The organism is Tabrizicola fusiformis, from assembly GCF_013328815.1.
Classification (GTDB): domain Bacteria; phylum Pseudomonadota; class Alphaproteobacteria; order Rhodobacterales; family Rhodobacteraceae; genus Fuscibacter.
This window is the reverse complement of sequence record NZ_JABUHN010000013.1, coordinates 49,576-69,595: the sequence shown is the minus strand read 5'-3', so window position 1 is coordinate 69,595 and position 20,020 is coordinate 49,576. Positions and strand designations below refer to the sequence as shown.

At 66.3% G+C, this 20,020-nt stretch carries 16 protein-coding genes; 8 read left to right on the top strand and 8 right to left on the bottom strand.

All coding sequences use genetic code 11. The annotated features are described in order from the left end of the window. Window positions 1-81 precede the first annotated feature (81 nt). Window positions 82-501 carry a MarR family winged helix-turn-helix transcriptional regulator gene (locus HS053_RS18065; protein WP_174212644.1) on the top strand — a complete coding sequence of 140 codons (420 nt, stop codon included), beginning with the start codon at window positions 82-84 and terminating at the stop codon, window positions 499-501. Window positions 502-506: 5 nt separating this feature from the next. On the opposite strand, the gene HS053_RS18060 is transcribed toward HS053_RS18065, so the two are convergent. After that, window positions 507-1,127 carry a TetR/AcrR family transcriptional regulator gene (locus HS053_RS18060; RefSeq protein WP_174212643.1) on the bottom strand — a complete coding sequence of 207 codons (621 nt, stop codon included), beginning with the start codon at window positions 1,125-1,127 and terminating at the stop codon, window positions 507-509. A gap of 129 nt (window positions 1,128-1,256) precedes the next feature. On the opposite strand from HS053_RS18060, the gene HS053_RS18055 reads away from it, so the two are divergent. After that, a complete protein-coding gene (locus tag HS053_RS18055) occupies window positions 1,257-3,296 on the top strand; it encodes an NADH:flavin oxidoreductase (protein WP_174212642.1) in 2,040 nt (679 codons plus the stop codon). A gap of 91 nt (window positions 3,297-3,387) precedes the next feature. Here the strand turns inward: HS053_RS18055 and pyrF are convergent, their stop codons facing one another. Beyond that, a complete protein-coding gene (pyrF, locus tag HS053_RS18050) occupies window positions 3,388-4,092 on the bottom strand; it encodes an orotidine-5'-phosphate decarboxylase (RefSeq protein ID WP_174212641.1) in 705 nt (234 codons plus the stop codon). Window positions 4,093-4,233: 141 nt separating this feature from the next. Here pyrF and HS053_RS18045 point away from each other — a divergent pair, with 141 nt between their 5' ends. Further along, entirely contained in the window at window positions 4,234-5,007 is a 774-nt protein-coding gene (locus HS053_RS18045) for a hypothetical protein (protein WP_174212640.1), read from the top strand. Beyond that, a complete protein-coding gene (locus HS053_RS18040) occupies window positions 5,007-5,834 on the top strand; it encodes a TolB family protein (protein WP_174212639.1) in 828 nt (275 codons plus the stop codon). Before HS053_RS18045 ends, HS053_RS18040 begins: the two co-directional genes overlap by 1 nt. On the opposite strand, the gene HS053_RS18035 is transcribed toward HS053_RS18040, so the two are convergent. Next, window positions 5,831-6,178 carry a hypothetical protein gene (locus HS053_RS18035; protein ID WP_174212638.1) on the bottom strand — a complete coding sequence of 116 codons (348 nt, stop codon included), beginning with the start codon at window positions 6,176-6,178 and terminating at the stop codon, window positions 5,831-5,833. The two genes, HS053_RS18040 and HS053_RS18035, sit on opposite strands and share 4 nt — an antisense overlap. A 262-nt stretch (window positions 6,179-6,440) precedes the next feature. On the opposite strand from HS053_RS18035, the gene clpB reads away from it, so the two are divergent. Next, entirely contained in the window at window positions 6,441-9,053 is a 2,613-nt protein-coding gene (gene clpB, locus HS053_RS18030; RefSeq protein ID WP_174212637.1) for an ATP-dependent chaperone ClpB, read from the top strand. Window positions 9,054-9,086: 33 nt separating this feature from the next. Here clpB and HS053_RS18025 read toward each other — a convergent pair whose 3' ends face one another. Both HS053_RS18025 and HS053_RS18020 read right to left on the bottom strand, forming a co-directional pair. After that, the gene (locus tag HS053_RS18025; protein WP_174212636.1) at window positions 9,087-9,701 is read right to left on the bottom strand and encodes an enoyl-CoA hydratase/isomerase family protein; all 615 of its coding nucleotides are present in this window, start codon (window positions 9,699-9,701) and stop codon (window positions 9,087-9,089) included. Continuing rightward, window positions 9,698-10,444: an SDR family oxidoreductase gene (locus HS053_RS18020; protein ID WP_174212635.1), complete on the bottom strand. Its 747-nt coding sequence runs from the start codon at window positions 10,442-10,444 to the stop codon at window positions 9,698-9,700. The genes HS053_RS18025 and HS053_RS18020 overlap by 4 nt, the downstream gene beginning before the upstream one ends. Before the next feature lie 125 nt (window positions 10,445-10,569). Between HS053_RS18020 and HS053_RS18015 the strand changes: the two genes are divergently transcribed. The 3 genes from HS053_RS18015 to HS053_RS18005 all read left to right on the top strand — a co-directional run bounded on the left by HS053_RS18015 (window position 10,570) and on the right by HS053_RS18005 (window position 14,303). Then, window positions 10,570-12,075, top strand: coding sequence for a DUF2125 domain-containing protein (locus HS053_RS18015; protein WP_174212634.1), 1,506 nt, complete (start codon window positions 10,570-10,572; stop codon window positions 12,073-12,075). A 124-nt stretch (window positions 12,076-12,199) separates the two neighbouring features. After that, window positions 12,200-13,543, top strand: coding sequence for a TldD/PmbA family protein (locus tag HS053_RS18010; protein WP_174212633.1), 1,344 nt, complete (start codon window positions 12,200-12,202; stop codon window positions 13,541-13,543). Further along, a complete protein-coding gene (locus tag HS053_RS18005; protein WP_174212632.1) occupies window positions 13,530-14,303 on the top strand; it encodes a 3'(2'),5'-bisphosphate nucleotidase CysQ in 774 nt (257 codons plus the stop codon). Before HS053_RS18010 ends, HS053_RS18005 begins: the two co-directional genes overlap by 14 nt. Before the next feature lie 39 nt (window positions 14,304-14,342). Here the strand turns inward: HS053_RS18005 and HS053_RS18000 are convergent, their stop codons facing one another. The 3 genes from HS053_RS18000 to HS053_RS17990 all read right to left on the bottom strand — a co-directional run bounded on the left by HS053_RS18000 (window position 14,343) and on the right by HS053_RS17990 (window position 19,870). Beyond that, window positions 14,343-16,664, bottom strand: coding sequence for a DEAD/DEAH box helicase (locus HS053_RS18000; RefSeq protein WP_174212631.1), 2,322 nt, complete (start codon window positions 16,662-16,664; stop codon window positions 14,343-14,345). Window positions 16,665-16,835: 171 nt separating this feature from the next. After that, window positions 16,836-18,146: an HlyD family type I secretion periplasmic adaptor subunit gene (locus HS053_RS17995; RefSeq protein ID WP_174212630.1), complete on the bottom strand. Its 1,311-nt coding sequence runs from the start codon at window positions 18,144-18,146 to the stop codon at window positions 16,836-16,838. After that, window positions 18,143-19,870 carry a type I secretion system permease/ATPase gene (locus HS053_RS17990; protein WP_174212629.1) on the bottom strand — a complete coding sequence of 576 codons (1,728 nt, stop codon included), beginning with the start codon at window positions 19,868-19,870 and terminating at the stop codon, window positions 18,143-18,145. Before HS053_RS17990 ends, HS053_RS17995 begins: the two co-directional genes overlap by 4 nt. Window positions 19,871-20,020 lie beyond the last annotated feature (150 nt).

Genomic DNA, 20,020 nt, shown 5'->3' with positions numbered 1-20,020 from the left:
TTGTATGCCAACAGGATTGCGCCCCACCCCGTCCCCTGTCAACTTTCTTGCGCGACGGCGGGCGAGGGCGTATCCCAAAGCATGGAGACGCCTTTGAAATATGCACTCGAAGATCAGGTCGGCTTCCTGCTGCGGCGGGTCACGCAACGGCATCTGACCATCTTCAATGAGGCAATCCCCGAAGTGACCACCACGCAGTTCGCCGTTCTGGCGCAACTCAGCGCGCTAGGTCCACTGTCGCAGAATCACCTCGGCCGCGTCACGGCGATGGATGGCGCCACCATCAAGGGCGTGGTGGACCGGCTGACACGGCAGGGCCTGGTCGAAACTTCCCCCGACCCCGAGGATCGCCGCCGCCTGACCGTCAGCCTGACGGCAGAAGGCACAGCCTTGTTTGCCGCGCGCATGGAGACCGGGCTGGCGATTTCCGCCCGCACGCTCGACCCGCTTACCGCCGCGGAACAGGCACAGCTTCTGACGCTGCTGGCCCGGCTGACCTGAGCCACCTAACCGGGGTGGCGGGCCAGAAAGGCCGCGATTTCCGCATCGGTCGGCAATTGGCCGGTAAAGGTCAGGGCATAGGCGCGCATCCGCGCCATGCGCGGCCCATGTGCCTCGGTTGTGCGCATCGAGATATAGCCGATCTGCGTCAGATAAACCGTATGGGCACGGATATCGGCCTCATCCGCGGCATAGGCAAAGCGCCGGAACATCGCCGCGAGCGCGGCAATCCGCGTGGCATCGGCGGTGGCAATCGTCGCCTCAAGCCCTGCATCGTTCAGCGCCCAGGTGCGGATGGCAAATTCCAGCCGCGAATCGAAGAGGCTGGCATCGACCCAGCAATCGAAGATGTTCAGGATCGCCTCGGAAACCGTGGCCGCGGGCGCTTCGCTCTGCGCCACCAGCTTGGCGGTGTTCTGCGCCTGCCAGCGTGCGATCAACCCGGCCAGAAGCGCCTCACGGTCCGCGAAATGCCAGTAGAAGCTGGTCCGCGACAGGCCAAGCCGTTCGGCCAGCACGCCGACCTTGACCTGATCGACCCCGCTTTCGACCAACACCTGATAGGCCGCATCCAGCCAAAGCTCGGCCGAACCGCGCCATCCCCGCTCCTGAACCATCTGTCTCATGGCGCCAAGCTAGGGCCAAGCGGCGGTCGGAGCAACCGTTTGCGGAAAAACTCGACACTACTGTCGATTTTTGATTTGACGACTCACAGCCAGCGCCTATTCTGCCGCTGCCAGCCGAGGAGCGCGCCCATGTCCAACGATCCCCTTCTCCAGCCCTATCAGCTCAAACACCTGACCCTGCGCAACCGGATCATGACCACCAGTCACGAACCGGCCTATTCCGATGACGGGATGCCGAAGGACCGCTATCGCCTCTATCATCTTGAGCGCGCCAAGGCCGGGGTTTCCATGGTGATGACGGCAGGCTCGGCCTCGGTCAGCCGCGACAGCCCGCCGGTGTTTTCCAACCTTCTGGTCTGGAAGGACGAGATCGTTCCGTGGATGAAAAAGCTGACGGATGACTGCCACGAGGCGGGTGCTGCCGTGATGATCCAGCTTTCGCACCTTGGCCGCCGCACCCGCTGGGACAAGGGCGACTGGCTGCCGGTTCTGGCTGCGGGGCCGTCGCGCGAACCCTCGCACCGCGCCTTCCCTAAGGTGATGGAGGACTGGGACATTGCCCGCGTGGTGCAGGATTATGCTGACGCCGCCGAACGCATGGCGGCCTCGGGCGTCGATGGGCTGGAGTTTGAATGCTACGGCCATCTGATGGATCAGTTCATCAGCCCGCTGACCAACGGGATGCCCGCCGGCCCCTATGACGCCAGCAGCCTGGACAACCGCCTGCGCTTTGCGTTTGAGGTGCTTTCGGCGGTACGCGAACGGGTCGGGCCGAAGATGCTTTTGGGGATGCGCTATACGGCAGATGAGGATTCGCCCGGCGGCATCCCGCCCGAAGAAGGCGTGGAAATGGCCCGCCGCTTCCGCGAGTCGGGGCTGGTGGATTTCGTCAACATCATCCGGGGCCGGATTTTTACCGATCCGGCAATGACCGATGTGATCCCGATTCAGGGAATGCGCTCTGCCCCCCATCTGGACCTTGCCGGGCGGATCAAGGCCGAGGTCGGCCTGCCCACCTTCCACGCCGCCCGCATTCCCGATGTGGCCACCGCGCGCCATGCGGTGGCTTCGGGGATGCTGGATATGGTCGGCATGACCCGCGCCCATATGGCCGACCCGCATGTGGTGAAAAAGATCATGGAGGGGCGCGAAGAGGATATCCGCCCCTGTGTCGGCGCCACCTATTGCCTTGACCGGATCTATCAGGGCGGCATGGCGCTTTGCATCCACAACCCCTCGACCGGGCGGGAAGAAACCCTGCCCCATGCGATTCCGCCCGCCGCTGCGAAGAAGCGGGTGGTGATCGTCGGCGCCGGCCCGGCAGGGCTTGAGGCGGCGCGGGTGGCCGCCGAGCGCGGCCATGCGGTGACCGTGTTCGAAGTGGCCGACCAGCCCGGCGGGCAGGTGCGGCTGACCTCGCTGACCAAGCGGCGGTCGGAAATGATCGGCATCATCGACTGGCGCATGGCGCAATGCGCGGCGCGCGATGTCGATTTCCGCTTCAACACCTGGGCCGAAGCAGGGGACGTTCTGGCGCTGAACCCCGATGTGGTGATCATCGCCACCGGGGGCCTGCCGACCAAGGATATTCTGGACTTCGGCAACGAGCTGACCGTTTCCGCCTGGGATATCCTGTCGGGTGATGTGAAGCCGGGGCAGAACGTGCTGCTCTTCGACGACGCCGGCGACCATACCGCATTGCAAGCGGCACAATTCCTGGCCGAAAGCGGCGCCACTGTGGAAGTGATGACCCCCGACCGCACCTTTGCGCCGGAAGTCATGGCGATGAACCTTGTCCCCTATATGCGCGCCATGCAGGACAAGGCGGTGAAGTTCACCGTCACCTACCGGCTGAGTGGCGTGGAAAAGGACGGCAATCAGATCAAGGCGGTGATCGGGTCAGACTATATGAAACTGGCGCAGGAACGGCACTTTGACCAGATCGTGGTGAACCACGGCACGCAACCGCTGGCCGATATCTACTTCGAACTGAAGCCGCAGTCGGAAAATCTGGGCGCCGTGGATTATGAGGCGCTGGTGGCCGGTCAGCCGCAGCCGGAAAGCAAAGGCCCGAAAGGCTTCCGCCTTTACCGGATCGGCGACGCGGTCGAAGCCCGCAACACCCATGCCGCGATCTATGAGGCGATGCGCCTGATGGTGACCGTCTGACCGGCTGACAGCACGGGAGCGGGGGGGGCCAGCCCCCGCACCCCCGAAATACTCCACAGGGGTCCGGGGGGTGTGAAATCCCCGGCCTTGGTCAGATGTCCGCGAGTTCCGCGACAATCGCCGCCGCCGCCGCACGCGGGTCTTTGGCCTGCCAGACGGGGCGACCCACCACGATATGATCGGCGCCGTCGGCAATGGCTTGCGCCGGGGTGGCGATGCGCTTCTGGTCGCCGGCATCGGCCCCCATCGGCCGCACGCCCGGCGTGACGATCAGCTTGCCCGCCGCCTGCGGCAGCGCGCGGATCAGCGCCGCCTCCTGCGGGCTGGCGATCACGCCGTCTGCCCCGGCCTCAAGTGCCCGCGCCGCGCGTTCCAGCGTGATCTCGCGCAGGTCGCCCGGCTTGATCAGGTTGGCGTCCAGATCGGCCCGGTCCAGCGAGGTCAGCACCGTCACGGCAAGGATCTGCGTGGCATGGCCCCGCCGCCCCTCGGCCGCGGCGCGCACCACCTGCGGGTCGCCATGCACTGTCAGGAAATCGAGGTCATATTGCGCCAGCCCCCGCACCGCCGCCTCTACCGTAGCGCCGATATCGAACAGCTTCATGTCCAGAAAGATCCGCTTGCCCTGTTCCTGCTTCAGCTCATTGGCCAGCGCAAAGCCGCCGCCGGTCAGCATTCCCAGCCCGATCTTGTAGAAGCTGACGGCATCGCCGATCCGGGCAGCCAGATCGAGCCCCTGCACCACATTCGGCACATCCAGCGCCACGATCAGGCGGTCGTCTGCGGTCAGAGTCATGGCTTGCTCCATCATCCGGGGTTTTGGGGGTCCGCGGGTCATGCGGGCAAGGGATAGCTCTGTCAAGTCTTGCGTCAGGAGGTGGCATTGACAGGGCCCTATGCCGGTGGAACTCTGCCGCGAAACACCAAGAGGCCGGGCATGGACATCACCCTTACTTTCGAGCGCCCCGAGGAAGGGCCGAAAAGCGGCCCGGTTCAGGTTGGCTGGTTCCTGACCAGCGACAAGGGCGCGGTGCTGTATGATCCGCCCGAACGGGTGAGCTTTCGCCAGACCAACCGGACCCATGCCAAAAGTGCGGCCCGCTGCCCCGGGGTGATTCAGCTTGAAAGCCGGTATTTCATGGTGAAATGCCCGTTCGACATTCATGTCGGCTTTACCCGCGACGACAAGGGCAAGGCGGTTCTGGTCAACCGGGCCGGCGGGTCCAGCACCATCCGCAGCAACAAGCTGGGCGAGGTGCTGTCGCTGGTGGCCGAGGCGGAATGGCGCTATCCCGACCGGCCCACGGCGCAGCTTGCCCTGCCCTATTGCTTCATCGCCGATGAAACAGTTTACGTCACGCAGCTTTCGGCCTTCATGCATTACCGGCCCGATCCGCTGCCGGGCACGATCTTTGGCGGGCGCTTCCCGCTGAACATCTGGCCGCGGCCGCTGATGTGGGCCTTTGAATGGCATGAACCGGCCAAAGACCTGATCCTGCGCCGGGGTGAGCCGCTGTTCTATGTGCAGTTCGAGGCCGAAGGCCCCGATCGCCCGGTGCAGGTGATCGAGGCAGAGCGGACGCCGGAATTGCAGAAATACCTCGACCAGATCGGCGGGGTGGTGAATTACGTCAACCAGACCTTCGGCCTGTTCAAGGCGGCCGAGGCGCTGCGGCCAAAGCGGCTGCTGACCCCCAAATCGAGAGAGTGATGCGCAGCTTTCTGGAAATCCATGAGATTGCCACCGGCCGCGTCCGCCCGGTGCTGGAGGTTGCGGGGCGGATCGAGGCGCCGAACTGGTCGCCCTGCGGAAAATGGCTTTTGGTCAACGGTGATGGGCTGCTTTACCGGGTCGATCTGGCCGCGCCCGCGCTGGAACGGATTGAAACCGGCGCCGCCACCCGCTGCAACAATGACCACGGCATCAGCCCGGATGGGCAGAACATCCTGCTCTCATCCCATCACGAGGGGCAGGGATCGCAGATCTACCGGATTCCGGTGAGCGGTGGGGAACCCGACAAGATCAGCCCGCAGGCGCCAAGCTGGTGGCACGGGCAATCGCCCGATGGTGTCACGTTGACCTATGTTGCGGCGCGGGGCGGCAGCCGGGTGATTGACGTCTACACGCTGGTTTCCGGCGAAGCCGAGCGACGGCTGACCATGGGCGAAGGTCATTGCGACGGGCCGGATTACAGCCCCGATGGCGCCCGCATCTATTACAACTGCGACCGCGACGGTCATGCGCAGATCTGGGTGATGGCGGCGGATGGCAGCGGCCAGCGCAAGCTGTTTGCCGATGAGAATGTGAACTGGTTTCCGCATCCCTCGCCTTGCGGGCGGCATCTGCTTTATCTTGCCTATCCGCCGGGCACCCTTGGCCATCCGCCCGATCTGCCGGTCTCGCTGGTGCTGTGCGACCCGGAGGGCGGCAACCGGCGGGTGGCGGCCTCTTTCACCGGCGGGCAGGGCACGATCAACGTGCCGAACTGGGCGCCCGATGGCAGTGCCTTTGCCTATATGCGCTATCTGCCGGATTAACCCCGCGCCTCGCCCCAGACCGAGACGTGGACCTCGGGGCCTTGCGGACCAGCCAGATGTTCCGGCGTCAGCCCGACGATCCGCAGGCGCAGCGGGCGGCCTTCGGCAATCGCCGGGGCAAGAATGCGGCTGGCCGCCGGGCCCAGATGCCCCAGGATCGTGGCACGGCGCCGCGGCAAGAGACCAAGCAGCGGGCGGCGCACCTCGGCCTCGACCGCGATCGAGCCGTCTTCCAGCGGCAAGGCGCGGGCCGCATCGCCAAGGCACAGCCCGGCGCGGGCGACGTGAACGCGCAGACCCAGAAGCTGGGCCTTGTGGATCAGGGGTTGAAGCGTGTCGGTCATGCAGTGCCTGTGCTGTTTTCAACCATAGGCGCTCTGCTGTTGCCGGGCCGCAAGCGCGGGTTTCCGCGCACGCGCTGCTCCGCCGAAGGTTGTGGGCAAACCGGCGGATTTCCGCATTGGCGATCACCGCCGCGATATTTTCGGCCACCTCATGCAGAAGGCTTGCAAGCGGCGGTGCCGCATCCCAAATCTGGCGCAAGGCCAATGCGGGCGTGCCTTGAAAGGGCGTTCGCGGGCGGTGCTTGAAAAAGGAGAATGACCGATGAATTTGGAGAAATTCACGGAGCGGTCGCGCGGTTTTCTGCAGGCGGCCCAGACGATTGCAATGCGCGAAAACCATCAGCGGTTGTCGCCGGAACATCTGCTCAAGGCGTTGATGGACGATGATCAGGGGCTTTCGGCCAATCTGATCCGCCGCGCCGGTGGCGAACCCGCCCGTGTGACCGAGGCGCTGGCCCTGTCGCTGGCCAAGCTGCCCAAGGTGACGGGCGATGCCCAGCCCTTCATGGACCCGGGCCTTGCCAAGGTGCTGGACGAGGCTGAAAAGGTGGCCAAGAAGGCGGGTGACAGCTTTGTCCCGGTCGAGCGCATTCTGATGGCGCTGGCCATGGTCGCCTCCAAGGCCAAAGAGGCGCTGGATGCCGGTGCCGTGACCGCGCAAAAGCTGAACGCGGCGATCAATGACATCCGCAAGGGCCGCACCGCCGACAGCGCTTCGGCGGAAGAGGGCTATGATGCCCTCAAGAAATACGCCCGCGACCTGACCGAAGCGGCGGCAGAAGGCAAGATTGACCCGATCATCGGCCGCGACGACGAGATTCGCCGCGCCATGCAGGTGTTGAGCCGTCGCACCAAGAACAACCCGGTGCTGATCGGCGAGCCGGGCGTGGGCAAGACCGCGATTGCCGAAGGGCTTGCCCTGCGCATCGTGAACGGCGACGTGCCGGAATCCTTGCGCAACAAGAAGCTGATGGCGCTGGACATGGGCGCGCTGATTGCCGGGGCGAAATACCGCGGTGATTTCGAAGAGCGTCTGAAGGCGATCCTCAAGGAAATCGAGGCGGCGGCGGGCGAGATCATCCTCTTCATCGACGAGATGCACACGCTGGTCGGTGCGGGCAAATCGGACGGCGCGATGGATGCCGCCAACCTGATCAAACCGGCGCTTGCCCGGGGCGAGCTGCATTGCGTCGGCGCCACCACGCTGGACGAATACCGCAAGTATGTCGAAAAAGACGCCGCCCTTGCCCGCCGGTTCCAGCCGGTGATGGTGTCGGAGCCGACGGTCGAGGACACCATCTCGATCCTGCGCGGCATCAAGGAGAAGTATGAGCTTCACCACGGTGTGCGCATCGCTGATGCCGCGCTGGTGGCTGCGGCCACCCTGAGCCATCGCTACATCACCGACCGTTTCCTGCCCGACAAGGCCATTGACCTGATGGACGAGGCCGCTTCGCGTCTGCGGATGGAGGTGGACAGCAAACCCGAAGAGCTTGACGCGCTGGACCGTCAAATTCTGCAAGGCCAGATCGAGGCCGAGGCGCTGAAGAAGGAAGACGACGCGGCTTCGAAAGACCGGCTGGAAAAGCTGGAGAAAGAGCTTGCCGATCTGATGGAACGCTCGGCCGAGATGACGGCCAAGTGGCAGACCGAACGCGACAGTCTGGAAGCCGCCCGCGATCTGAAAGAGCAGCTTGACCGTGCCCGTGCCGAGCTTGAGCAGGCCAAGCGCGAGGGCGATTTCGCCAAGGCCGGGGAATTGCAGTATGGCCGCATCCCCGGGCTGGAAAAGTCGCTGGCCGAAGCCGAAGCCCGCGAAGGCGATGCCCTTGTCGCCGAAGCCGTGCGGCCCGAGCAGATTGCCGAAGTGGTGGAACGCTGGACCGGCATTCCCACCACCAAGATGCTTGAGGGCGAGAAGGAAAAGCTCTTGCGGATGGAGGACGAGCTGGGCAAGCGCGTCATCGGGCAGCACGCCGCAGTTGTGGCCGTGGCCAATGCCGTGCGCCGCGCCCGGGCCGGGCTGAATGATGAGGGGCGGCCGCTGGGCAGCTTCCTGTTCCTTGGTCCGACCGGCGTGGGCAAGACCGAGCTGACCAAGGCGGTGGCCGAATACCTGTTCGACGACGAGAATGCGATGGTCCGCATCGACATGAGCGAATTCATGGAGAAGCATTCGGTCGCGCGGCTGATCGGCGCCCCTCCGGGCTATGTCGGCTATGACGAGGGTGGTGTGCTGACCGAAGCGGTCCGTCGCCGCCCCTATCAGGTCGTGCTGTTCGACGAGGTGGAAAAGGCCCACCCGGATGTGTTCAACGTGCTGTTGCAGGTCTTGGATGATGGCGTTCTGACCGATGGTCAGGGCCACCGGGTGGACTTCAAACAGACGCTGATCGTGCTGACCTCCAACCTCGGGGCGCGGGCGCTGTCGGAACTGCCGGAAGGCGCCGATCCGGCCCCGGCGCGGCATATGGTGGAAGAGGCGGTGCGAGCGCATTTCCGGCCCGAATTCCTGAACCGTCTGGATGAACAGATCATCTTCGACCGGCTGAACCGGGCGGATATGGACGGGATCGTCACCATCCAGCTGCGCCGCCTTGAAAAGCGGCTGGCCGGGCGGAAGATCACGCTGGAGCTAGACCGCGATGCCAAGGCTTGGCTGGCGGATGAAGGCTATGACCCGGTGTTCGGCGCGCGGCCCCTGAAGCGGGTGATCCAGCGCCACCTGCAAGACCCGCTGGCGGAAATGCTGCTGGCTGGCGATGTGCTGGACGGTTCGGTGGTCAAGGTTTCCGCAGGGCCGGATGGGCTGATCATCGGCGACCGGATCAGCGCCTCGCGCCGCGAACGTCCGGCGCAGGCGGTGGTTCACTAAGACAAAGGCCCCCGGGAAACCGGGGGCCTTTTGCTATGGCACCAGCCGCTTGATCGCCGCCGCATGGGCCGGGCTGGCGGCCAGCGTATCGGCGGCAAGCGCCAGTGCGGTCTCTGTCAACGCCTCGGTTGCCACGATCCGGTCGATCAGGCCCCAGGCCAGCGCCTCTTCCGCTTCAATCTTCGCGCCGCCCATCAGGATCATCTTGGCCCGCGCCGGGCCGATCAGCGCCGCCAGCCGAGCGGGGTCAGAGGGCTGCGGCAGAAAGCCCAGCTTCATCACCGGGTAAAAGAACTTGGCCGTGGGCACCGCCAACCGGATATCACAGGCCAGAACCATGCCCATCGCCCCGCCCGCCAGCGTGCCGTTCAGCGCGGCGATGGTCAGCCCCGGAAAGGCCGCGATGGCCGAAGACAGCTCTTCCCAGACGGGCGCCGTTGCCAGACCCGCCCGCGCCTCGTCAAGATCAGCGCCTGCTGAAAACACTTTTCCTTCGCCGGTAAGCAGGATCGCCCGGGCGCCCTCGACACTCGCCCGCCGCACAGTGCGCGCCAGCGCTTCCAGCATGGTGCGCGTCAGCGAATTGGCCTTTTCCGGCCGCCGCAGCGTCAGAACCCACAAGGGCCCGCTGTCCTGAATCCCGATCATGCAATCAACCCTACCGCTTTCCTGACCGCCTCATCGCGCAAAGAAATGTCCTTGCCAAGCCAGCCACCTGCCGCAGGGCCGCACATCCACAACAGCGCCCGCGCCGGCCAATCGGCGGGGATATGCACCGAAGGATCCAGCGCCGAAACCGGGTTCACGCCGCTGGCTTTGATCTTCACCTGCATCTCGGTCGCCACCGTGCCGGGCGACAGGCCAAGGGCGCGGATGCCATGGCCCCCCTCTTCCAGATGCAGCGCGCGGGTCAGCATCAGCGCGCCGGCCTTACCGGCGCAATAGCTGCTCCACCCCTCCAGCGGATTGGTGGCGGCACCCGAGGACACGGTGATCACCGTGCCGCCGCCCTGCGCCCGCATCACCGGCACCGCGGCCCGGATGCCGTGGAACACGCCCTTCAGGTTGATGTCGATGGCGCGGCCCCAGTCCGCCGCATCCGCCTCGGTCAGCCGGGCAATCGGGTCGATCACGCCGGCATTGTTGATCAGCACATCCAGCCGCCCCCAGCGGGCGACCACGCCGTCAACCGCCGCCTGCACCGCCTGCGCATCGGCCACGTCACAGCCCAGCGCCATAGCCTGCGGCCCGATCTCCTGCGCCAGACGCGCCACCGCATCGGCACTGCGCGCCAGAAGCGCCACCTGCGCCCCGGCGGCGGCAAAGACCCGCGCCGCCGCCGCGCCGATGCCGCGACTGGCCCCTGTGATCACCACAACCTTGCCCTGCATTCCGACCCCTCCGATTGGCCATGACAAAGGCCGTCAGGATTCCGTCCTTGTCAACGGAATCCCTTGACCGGACCCCACCCTTGGCGGGATGCTTGCGCGAAATTTCAGATCAGAAAGGCATCGCCATGACCTATTGGAAGCTTGCAAGCTCAACCGCCGCCGTAGCCCTGCTTTCCAGTGCGGCCTTCGCCGATGTCACCCCCGAAGACATCTGGAACAACTGGCAAGAGGAGCTGACCGTTTCGGGCCAGACCCTGACCACCGGCAGCGCGGCGCAGGATGGTGATGCCTTTGTCGTCACCGATCTGGTGGTGACCGGCACCAAGGACGGCACCACCACGACCAGCACAATCCCCGAGGTGACCTTTACCGATCAGGGTGACGGCACGGTCGAAATCACCATGTCCGACAGCTATACTTTGGTCATCGACACGCCCGCGATGGGGGACGCCAAGGCCACCAGCGCCGAGATCACCATTTCCAACCCCGGTCTTTCGGTCATCGCCAGCGGCACGCCGGACGAGACCGACTACGCCTTTACCGCGCCGGAAATGAAGATCGCCCTGACCAAGATCGACGGCGCCGATGCGGCGGCGGCTGGGGCCGATGTGACGGCGCTCCTGACCAATCTCAGCGGCAGCTATCAGATGGCTGCGGTCGAGGGCGGATTTGACCTGACCTCGGATTTCACCGCCGAAAGCCTTGCCCTGAACGTCAAGGCGAAGAACCCCGAGGACGGCTCGGACGTGGTGCTGACGGCCAGCGTGATGGCCCCCGCCGTCAAGGCCAGCGGCAATTTCGTCGGGCTTGAGGGCGAGTTGGCCGAGGCGCTGACCAAAGGCTTTACCATGGATGCGGGCCTGACCTATGGCGCGGTGTCCTATGACCTTGCGGTGACCGAAGCCAAGGGCCCGACCAAGATCACCGGCAGTGCCCAAAGCGGCAGCTTCCAACTGGCGATGGATGCCGCGCGGCTGCTTTACAGCTCGGCAGGCAAGGGGGTGGCGCTGTCGATGTCCAGCCCGGACATTCCGCTGCCGCAGGTCAATGTCTCGTGGGCGGAAAGTGCCGCGACCTTCCTCATTCCGATCGTCGCCTCGGAAGAGGTGCAGGACTTTACCTTCCTGGCCAAGGTGATCGATCTGACCCTGCCCGAGGAAATCTGGGCGATGGGCGACCCCACCGGCATGTTGGCGCATGATCCGGCCACGGTGATCATCGACACCAAGGGCAAGGTCAAGCTGACCACCGACATCATGAACGAAGCGGCGATGGCCGCGCTGGGCGAAGCCCCTCCGGGCGAGTTGCACGCGCTGGACATCGGCGAAATCAAGGTCAAGGTCGCGGGGGCCGAGTTGAACGGCGCCGGGGCCTTTACCTTCGACAACACCGACATGATGACTTTCGGCGGCGTCCCGGCTCCGACCGGCAAGATCGACCTGAAACTGACGGGGGGCAACAAGCTGCTCGACAGTCTGGTGGCGATGGGGCTGTTGTCGGAAGAAGATGCGACCGGCGCGCGGATGATGGTGGCGATGTTCGCCAACCCCGGCGCGGGCGAGGATGAGCTGACCTCGACGCTGGAATTCAAGGACAAGCATTTCTTCGCCAACGGCCAGCAAATTCAGTAACGCCGCCTTTGGAAAAGGGGGCCGTCCGGGTGACCGGGCGGCCCCTTGCCTTGCGGGGCTTGAAATCCCCGCCCGAAGCATGATCTTGGCCGCAAGCCGCCGCTGCGGCCCCGAAAGGACGACGATGCCCGAACGCCTTGAACGCCTGACCCAGTCGCTGCTTGATGCTGCGCGCCGTGCGGGGGCCGGCGCCGCCGATGCCATCGCGGTCGAAGGCCGCTCGCAATCCATCGACATCCGCGCCGGACGGCTGGAACAGGCCGAACGCGCCGAAGGGGTGGAGATCGGGCTGCGGGTGCTGATCGGCGGGCGGCAAGCCTGCGTTTCGGCATCGGACATTTCGGATGCCACCATTGCGCGATTGGCCGAACGCGCCGTCGCCATGGCCCGGGAGGCGCCCGAAGACCCCCATGCCGGGCTGGCCGAACCCGGCCAACTGGCGCAGGGTTGGGATCTTGCGGCGCTGCAACTGGCCGATACCAGCCCCGAACCCCCGGCTGCCGCGCTTGAGGCCGATGCACGCGCCGCCGAAGCGGCGGCGATGGCGGTGCAAGGCATCGTGCAGGTCGAGGCTTCGGCAGGTTATTCCTTCCGCTCGGTGCATCTGGCGGCAAGCAACGGGTTCTCCGGCGCCTATTCGCGCAGTTCGCGTTCCACCTCGGCCGTCGCTTTCACCGGCGAAGGCACCGGGATGGAGCGGGATTATGCCGGCGAAGGCCGGGTGTTTCAGGCCGATATGCCGGATGCCGCCAGCATCGGCGCACTGGCCGCCGAACGCACTTTGGCCCGGGCCGGGGCGACCCGGCCCCGGACCGGCAGCTATCCGGTGCTGTTTGACGAACGCATCGCCGCCTCGCTGATCGGGCATATCCTTGGCGCGGTGAACGGCGCCGCCATCGCCCGCGGCGCAAGCTGGCTGCGCGAGGCGCTGGGCCAACAGGTGCTGCCTGCGGGCCTGTCGGTGATCGAAGATCCGCTGCGCCCGCGCATCTCGGGCAGCCGCCCGTTCGATGCCGAGGGTCTGCCCACCGCCCGCCGGGCCATCATCGACAACGGCGTGCTGACCGGCTGGACGCTGGACCTTGGGACGGCGCGCAGGCTGGGGATGGCGTCAACCGCCAATGCGGCGCGGGGCACCTCTTCGCCGCCCGCGCCTTCGACCTCGAACATCGAGCTGACGCCGGGGAGTGCCACCCGCGCCGATCTGATCCGCGACATGGGGACCGGGCTTCTGGTGACCTCGCTGATCGGCTCCACCATCAACCCCACGACGGGCGATTATTCGCGCGGCGCCTCGGGTTTCTGGGTGGAGGGGGGCGAGGTGAAATATCCCGTCAACGAATGCACCATCGCGGGCAATCTGCGCGACATGCTCTTGCGGATCATCCCTGCCAACGATGCCCGCGCGCATTTGTCCACCCGCGTTCCCTCGATCCTGATCGACGGGCTGACCCTTGCCGGAGCGTGATCTTGCCCTGCTGACCGAAGCTGCCCGCGAAGCCGGGCGCATCGCGCTGGGCTGGTGGAAGTCCGATCCGCAGGTCTGGGAAAAACCGGGGCAAGGCCCGGTGACCGAGGCCGATCTGGCGGTGAATGTCATGCTGGAGGACCGGCTGCGCGGTGCCCGGCCCGGCTATGGCTGGCTGTCCGAGGAAAGCGTGGATGACGGCACACGGCTGGATGCCGAGCATGTCTTCATCATCGACCCGATCGACGGCACCCGCGCCTTCATCGCCGGAGAGCCGCATTTCGCCCATTCGCTGGCCGTGGCGCAAAACGGGCAGATCACGGCGGCGGCGGTTTATCTGCCCGCGCTGGACCAGATGTTCACCGCATGGCGCGACGGGCCTGCGCTGCTGAACGAGGCGCCGATTGCCGCCAGCGCCGCGGCCGACCCGGAAACCGCCCGGGTTCTGGCCACGAAACCCGCACTGGCGCCCGAACATTGGCGGGGGCCGGTTCCGGGGTTTTCCCGGCATTTCCGGGCCTCGATCGCCTATCGGCTGTGCCTTGTGGCCGAAGGTGCCTATGATGCGATGCTGACCTTCCGCCCCTCGTGGGAATGGGACATTGCGGCGGGGCTTCTGATCTGCGCCCGGGCTGGGGCGATAGTGCGCGACGCGCGGGGCCGCGACATCCGTTTCAACAGCGATCAGGCCCGGGCTGCGGGCGTGGTTGCCGCGGCGCCGGGCCTGATGGCGCCGCTTCTGGCGCGGCTGGCCGGGTAGCAGGTCGGGCAGGGCGGCGGAACCGCCCCGCCCCAATCCTCAGCGTTTGGGCTTCGGCGGCACGAAACGCTTGGTGGTATCGCGCGCATCGGTCTTGGGGGCCGCAGGTTTGGCCGTGCGGGGTGCATAGGGCTTTTTGCCCTCGGCGCCGTGGCTCTTGAACCCGGCAGCTTTCGGTGCGCCTTCGCGTTTCACATAGGGCCGCGCCTCGTCGCCCTTGGGGGCATAGGTGCGCTTGGCCGGAGCCTCGCCATCGGCGCTGTGGCTTTTATAGCCTGCGGCCCGGGCGGGTTTGTCCGCGCCGCCGTGGCTTTTATAAGCCGCCGCACGCGGAGCTGCGGTCTTGTCACCTGCGCCCCAGCGCGGCTTGCGCTCGGTGCCTTCCTCGCGCTTGACATAGGGCTTGCGCTCGCCGTCTTCGGCACGGGCCCGGGGGGCATAGGGCTTTTTCGGCCCATCCTCACGCGGAGCCCAAGGCTTGCGCTCGCCATCGGGGCGGGGCGTATAGGGGCGCTTGGCACCCTCTTCACGCGGCGCATAGGGCTTGCGGTCACCGTCTTCGCGCTTGGCATAGGGCTTACGCGGGGCCGCATCGTCGCGCGGCGCATAGGGCTTGCGCTCGGGCCGCGGCGGGGCGGCGGGGCTGTCCTCATCGACAAAGCGCGAAGGTTTGGGGCTGTAGGCCGGACGCTCGGCCCGCTCGGGGCGTGGGGCGCGTTCAGTGCGCGGCGCACGCTCGGGACGCTCGCCATAGGCCGGACGCTCGGGCCGCTCAAGCGTCGGCTCGCCCGCCAGACGCTCCATCATCAGATCCTTGTCCAACTCGGTCATGTCGCGGAAGCGGCTGGCAACGGCCTCGGCCAGTTGCACATAGGTCACCTCCTGCTGCACGCGGATGGCACCGATGGAATCCTTGGCAATGCTGCCGGCATCGCAGATTTTCGGCAAAAGCCAGCGCGCCTCGGCGCGGCCGGTGTGGCCAATGGAAATCTTGAACCAGACCGAAGGGCCAAACTCGCCCCGCACCCGCGGCGCAGCGGGGGCGACGGGCGGCAGCGAATCCGACAGAACCTCGGGCGCCGAACGCCCCTCGCGCCACAACCGCACGAAAGCCGCCGCGACATTCTGCGCGCCAAAGCGACCGATCAGCGCATCTGCCATCGCGGTTTCATCGCCGGGGGCTTCGGTCAGCGTGGCATGTTCCATCAGGCGCATGTCGTCGCGCTCTTGCACCTCTTCGGCAGAGGGGGCCTTGATCCACTCCGCCTCAACCTTGGCGCCTTGCAGGATGCGGTTGGCCTTGCGGAAATCGGCGGGGGTCACGATCAGGACCGAGGTGCCCTTCTTGCCCGCGCGCCCGGTGCGGCCCGAACGGTGCAACAGGGTTTCCGAGTTCGACGGCAGATCGGCATGGATCACCAGTTCCAGCCCCGGCAGGTCGATGCCCCGTGCCGCGACGTCGGTGGCGATGCAAACCCGCGCCCGCCCGTCGCGCAGCGATTGCAGCGCATGGCTGCGCTCGGACTGGCTGAGTTCCCCCGACAGCGCCACAACCTGAAAACCCCGGTTGCCCATGCGGGCAAACAGATGGTTCACATTCGCCCGGGTCTTGCAGAAGACGATGGCGGTTTGCGCCTCATAGAAACGCAGGGTGTTGAAGATGGCATGTTCGCGGTCGCGCACCGCGACCGACATCGCGCGGTAGCCGATGTCGCCATGCTGCTTCTGCTCGCCCTGCGCGACGATCCGCAGCGCGTCGCGCTGGAAGGTGGCGGCCAGCTTTTCGATTTCCTTCGGCACCGTGGCCGAGAACATCAGGGTCCGGCGTTCTTCCGGGGCGGCGGCAAGGATGAATTCAAGATCTTCGGCAAAGCCGAGGTCCAGCATCTCATCCGCCTCGTCCAGCACAACGGCGCGGATGCCCGACAGATCAAGGCTGTGACGTTCGATATGGTCGCGCAGACGGCCCGGGGTGCCGACGACGATATGCGCGCCCCGCTCAAGGCTGCGCTTTTCGGTGCGGTAGTCCATACCACCGACACAGGAGGCAATCTGCGCGCCCGCAGCACCATAAAGCCAGTCCAGCTCGCGCTTGACCTGAAGCGCAAGTTCGCGCGTCGGCGCCACGATCAGCGCCAGCGGCTGATCCGCGTAAAGCAGCTTGTCCTGCCCGGCCAGCACTTCCGGCGCGATGGCAAGGCCAAAGGCCACCGTCTTGCCCGATCCGGTCTGTGCGGAAACCAGCGCATCGCGGCCCGCCACGCCCTCGGCGAGAACGGCCTCTTGCACCGGGGTCAGGCTGTCATAGCCCTTGGCCCGAATAGCCGCGGCCAAAGGCGCGGCAATACCCATGTCATTCATATCTTGTCCAATCAGGAGGGCGCCCTGCGCCCGTGAAGCCCGTTTCCGGCACCTCATCCCTCTGGCGAAGCGGCCTCCCTTGCCCCTCGCGCTCGGACTTTTCCGCGCCGTAGCGGGTGCCATACACGGCTGCGGGGCCTGTGTATAGCCCCCGCGGGCCAACTGGCAGGATCAGCTTTCGCGGAAGGCCATGTGGACGTAATCCATAAACGGCTGCATCAGATAGGACAGGGGCGAGCGGTCGCCGGTCTGGATAAACGCCTCGACCGGCATCCCCGGCACCAGACGCAGGTCGCCCAGACTGTCCAGCGCCGCTTGCGGCAGCCGGATTTCGGCGCGGTAATAGCTGATCTTGCCCGTGTCATCGGTCAGCGCATCGGCGGAAATCGTCGCAATGTTGGCCATGAGTTCCGGCGTCGTGCGGCCCGGCAGCGAAGCAAGGCGCAGGCGCACCGGCTGATCGGGGTGAACCTCGTCAATGTCCATCGGCGACAGTTGCGCCGTCACGATCAGCGGCCGGTCCTGCGGCACGATGAACAGCAGCGGTTCTGCCGCCCGGATGACGGAACGGGGGCTGGTAACCTGCAAGCCCAGAACCAAACCGGAAACCGGGGCGCGAATCACCAGCCGGTCCAGCTTTTCCAGCAGGCTGCGGCGGCGTTCGGCCAGTTCGGCCTCTTGCGGCGCCAGATCGCGCAGGCCGGTCGCGGCCTCTTCCCGGCGTAGATCAGCAAGGCGCAGGATTTCAAGCTCCACCTCGGTTGCGCGGCCCTCGGCCTGTGCGCGGCTGGCCACAGCCTCGCCCAGACTGCCATCCAGCCCGGCCTGCTCGCGTTCAAGTGCCAGAACGCGGCTGGCCTGAGCCAGCCCCTTTTCCAGAAGCCCCTTCTGGTCGGCCAGCTCCCGCGCGACGATGTCCAGTTGCTGGCCAAGCGCATGTTCCTGTGCGCGGATGCCGCTGACCTGCGAGGCGATCTGCTCCATCCGGCGCTGAAGCTGCTCGGTCTGTTTCTGCACCGTGTCGCGGCGGGCATCGAACAGCGCGCTCTGCCCCTTGATCAGCGCGGCCACCTCGGGGCGGGTTTCGGCCAGCGTCACAAGTTCGGGCGCGAAGGTCAGGCTGTCGCGGCCATCCCGCTCCGCCTCAAGCCGGGCGCGGTGGGCCATGGTCTCGAACAGCCGCGCCTCGACAATGGCAAGGTCCGAAGCGACAAGCGTGCCGTCCAGCCGGATCAGCACATCCCCCGCCTGCACCGATTGCGCCTCGGTCACGGCGATTTCGGCGACGACGCCGCCATCGGGATGCTGCACGATCTGCCGGTTCTGCGCCACCTCGACCCGGCCATGGGCGATGATCGCCCCCGAGATCGTGGTCAACGCCCCCCATCCCAGCATCACCACCAGCACGACGACCAGCGCGACAAGGCCCAGCACCACCGGGCGGCGCGCCGACAGCGCGGGGTTCACGGGTGCCCCGTTCATGCCACACCTCCGGGGCCGGGGTTGCGGACCAGTTCGGTATGGTTGCGCACCATGTCGCGCAGCACCTGATCGCGCGGACCAAAGGCGCGGCGGACCCCTTCTTCCAGCACCAGCAGCATGTCGCATTCCTGAATGGCGGCCGGCCGATGCGCCATGATCAGCACACCACCGCCCGCCGCCTTCTGTTCGCGGATGGCGGTGTTCAGCGCGACGGTGCCGTCATTATCGAGGTTCGAGTTCGGTTCATCCAGCACCAGAAACACCGGATTGCCATAAAGCGCCCGCGCCAGACCGATGCGCTGCAACTGCCCGCCGGACAGGCGGCCCGCCAGCGCCGAAACCCGGGTTTCATAGCCCTGCGGCAGGCGCTTGATCATCTCATGCGCGGCGGCGCGCTGCGCGGCGGCGACCACGGCGGCACTGTCGGGGTTGGGGTCCAGCCGGGCGATGTTTTCCGCGATGGTTCCATCGAACAGCGCCACGCTTTGCGGCAGATAGCCGATCAGCCGCCCCAGACGGTCCGGTCCGAACTGATCTGGCGTGGCACCATCCAGCCGCACCGTGCCCCCCGCCGCGGGCCAGATGCCGGTCAGCGCCCGCGCGAGCGAGGATTTGCCCGCCCCCGAAGGCCCGATCACGCCAATCGCCTGCCCCGGCTCCATCCTGAAGCTGACGCCACGCAGCACGGCGGTCTGCTCTCCGGGGGGAAAAACCGTCAGGTTCAGCGCCTCGATCCGCGCCGCGGGGCGCGGCAAGTCGATGCGCGGCGCTTCGGGCGGGCAGCGGCCCAACAGGCCGGCAAGCCGCTGATGCCCTTCAAGCGCCCGGGTCACCACGCCCCATTGGCCGATCATCTGCTCGATCGGTTGCAGGCAACGGCCCATCAGGATCGAACCGGCAATCATCGCCCCGGCGCTGAGTTCATTCCGCAGCACCAGCCAGGCACCCAGACCCAGCACCGCCGATTGCAGCCCCATGCGCAGGGTGCGCGTCAGCGCGCCAAAGGTGCCACCGCGGTCGGCCGCCGACATCGCCTCGGCCAGGGCATCGCGCCGCATGGCGCTCCAGCGGGCAAAGGCGCTGCCGGTCATGCCCAGCGCCAGAAGCGTTGCAGAGCTGGATTTGAGGTCTTCTGCCCGCCGCTCCGCCTCAAGCGAATAGGCGTTGACGCGGCGCATCGCGGGGCCGGTCACCCGCTGGTTCAGCCAGGTCAACGCAACCAGAAGCGCGCCACCGCCCAGCGAAAGCCAGCCCAGCATCGGATGAAACACAAAGATCGCCGCCAGAAACAGCGGCGTCCACGGCGCATCAAACAGGGCCGACACCACGGGCGAGGCCCAGAAACGCTGCAACGCCTCAAGATCGCGTTGGGCGGCCAGCGCGGCAGGGTCGCCCGGGGCCTGCACCAGACGGCGATGGGCGGCGGAAAACACCTGGTAGTCCAGCCGGTCCTGCAACTGGGCCCCGATCCGGGCCAGAATCCGGCCCCGGGAATATTCCAGAACGCCCATGGTGATGAAAAGGAAGGCCACCAACAGCGACAGCGCCACCAGCGTCGCCTCGGACCGGCTGGCCAGCACCCGGTCATAGACCTGCAGCATGTAAAGCGGTCCGGTCAGCAGCAGGATGTTGATGGCCACCGAGAAAAGGCCAACCGCCGCCAAAAGCCCGCCCTGCCGCAAGGAAAGCTCGGCCCGGCCCCGTTTTTCCGCTTCGTCACGCATTTACCGCGTCCTTTGGTCGCCGGGGCAACGCCCTCGGCAATAATCATCCATTTGCCTGACCAACAACGGCTTGGCCGTTGCCTTGGCGCGGGGGGCATCCTATCCCTGTGCCTCACGACCCGCGAAGCGGCGTCGATCCGGGCAAGTCGG

Excerpts from the sequence above, each read along its gene's own strand:
- HS053_RS18000 (WP_174212631.1), bottom strand. The coding sequence starts at position 16,664 with ATGAATGACATGGGTATTGCCGCGCCTTTGGCCGCGGCTATTCGGGCC.
- clpB (WP_174212637.1), top strand. The coding sequence starts at position 6,441 with ATGAATTTGGAGAAATTCACGGAGCGGTCGCGCGGTTTTCTGCAGGCG.
- HS053_RS17995 (WP_174212630.1), bottom strand. The coding sequence starts at position 18,146 with ATGAACGGGGCACCCGTGAACCCCGCGCTGTCGGCGCGCCGCCCGGTG.
- HS053_RS18040 (WP_174212639.1), top strand. The coding sequence starts at position 5,007 with ATGCGCAGCTTTCTGGAAATCCATGAGATTGCCACCGGCCGCGTCCGC.
- HS053_RS18055 (WP_174212642.1), top strand. The coding sequence starts at position 1,257 with ATGTCCAACGATCCCCTTCTCCAGCCCTATCAGCTCAAACACCTGACC.
- HS053_RS18060 (WP_174212643.1), bottom strand. The coding sequence starts at position 1,127 with ATGAGACAGATGGTTCAGGAGCGGGGATGGCGCGGTTCGGCCGAGCTT.
- HS053_RS18065 (WP_174212644.1), top strand. The coding sequence starts at position 82 with ATGGAGACGCCTTTGAAATATGCACTCGAAGATCAGGTCGGCTTCCTG.
- HS053_RS18045 (WP_174212640.1), top strand. The coding sequence starts at position 4,234 with ATGGACATCACCCTTACTTTCGAGCGCCCCGAGGAAGGGCCGAAAAGC.
- HS053_RS18015 (WP_174212634.1), top strand. The coding sequence starts at position 10,570 with ATGACCTATTGGAAGCTTGCAAGCTCAACCGCCGCCGTAGCCCTGCTT.
- HS053_RS18035 (WP_174212638.1), bottom strand. The coding sequence starts at position 6,178 with ATGACCGACACGCTTCAACCCCTGATCCACAAGGCCCAGCTTCTGGGT.
- HS053_RS18025 (WP_174212636.1), bottom strand. The coding sequence starts at position 9,701 with ATGATCGGGATTCAGGACAGCGGGCCCTTGTGGGTTCTGACGCTGCGG.
- pyrF (WP_174212641.1), bottom strand. The coding sequence starts at position 4,092 with ATGACTCTGACCGCAGACGACCGCCTGATCGTGGCGCTGGATGTGCCG.
- HS053_RS18010 (WP_174212633.1), top strand. The coding sequence starts at position 12,200 with ATGCCCGAACGCCTTGAACGCCTGACCCAGTCGCTGCTTGATGCTGCG.
- HS053_RS17990 (WP_174212629.1), bottom strand. The coding sequence starts at position 19,870 with ATGCGTGACGAAGCGGAAAAACGGGGCCGGGCCGAGCTTTCCTTGCGG.
- HS053_RS18020 (WP_174212635.1), bottom strand. The coding sequence starts at position 10,444 with ATGCAGGGCAAGGTTGTGGTGATCACAGGGGCCAGTCGCGGCATCGGC.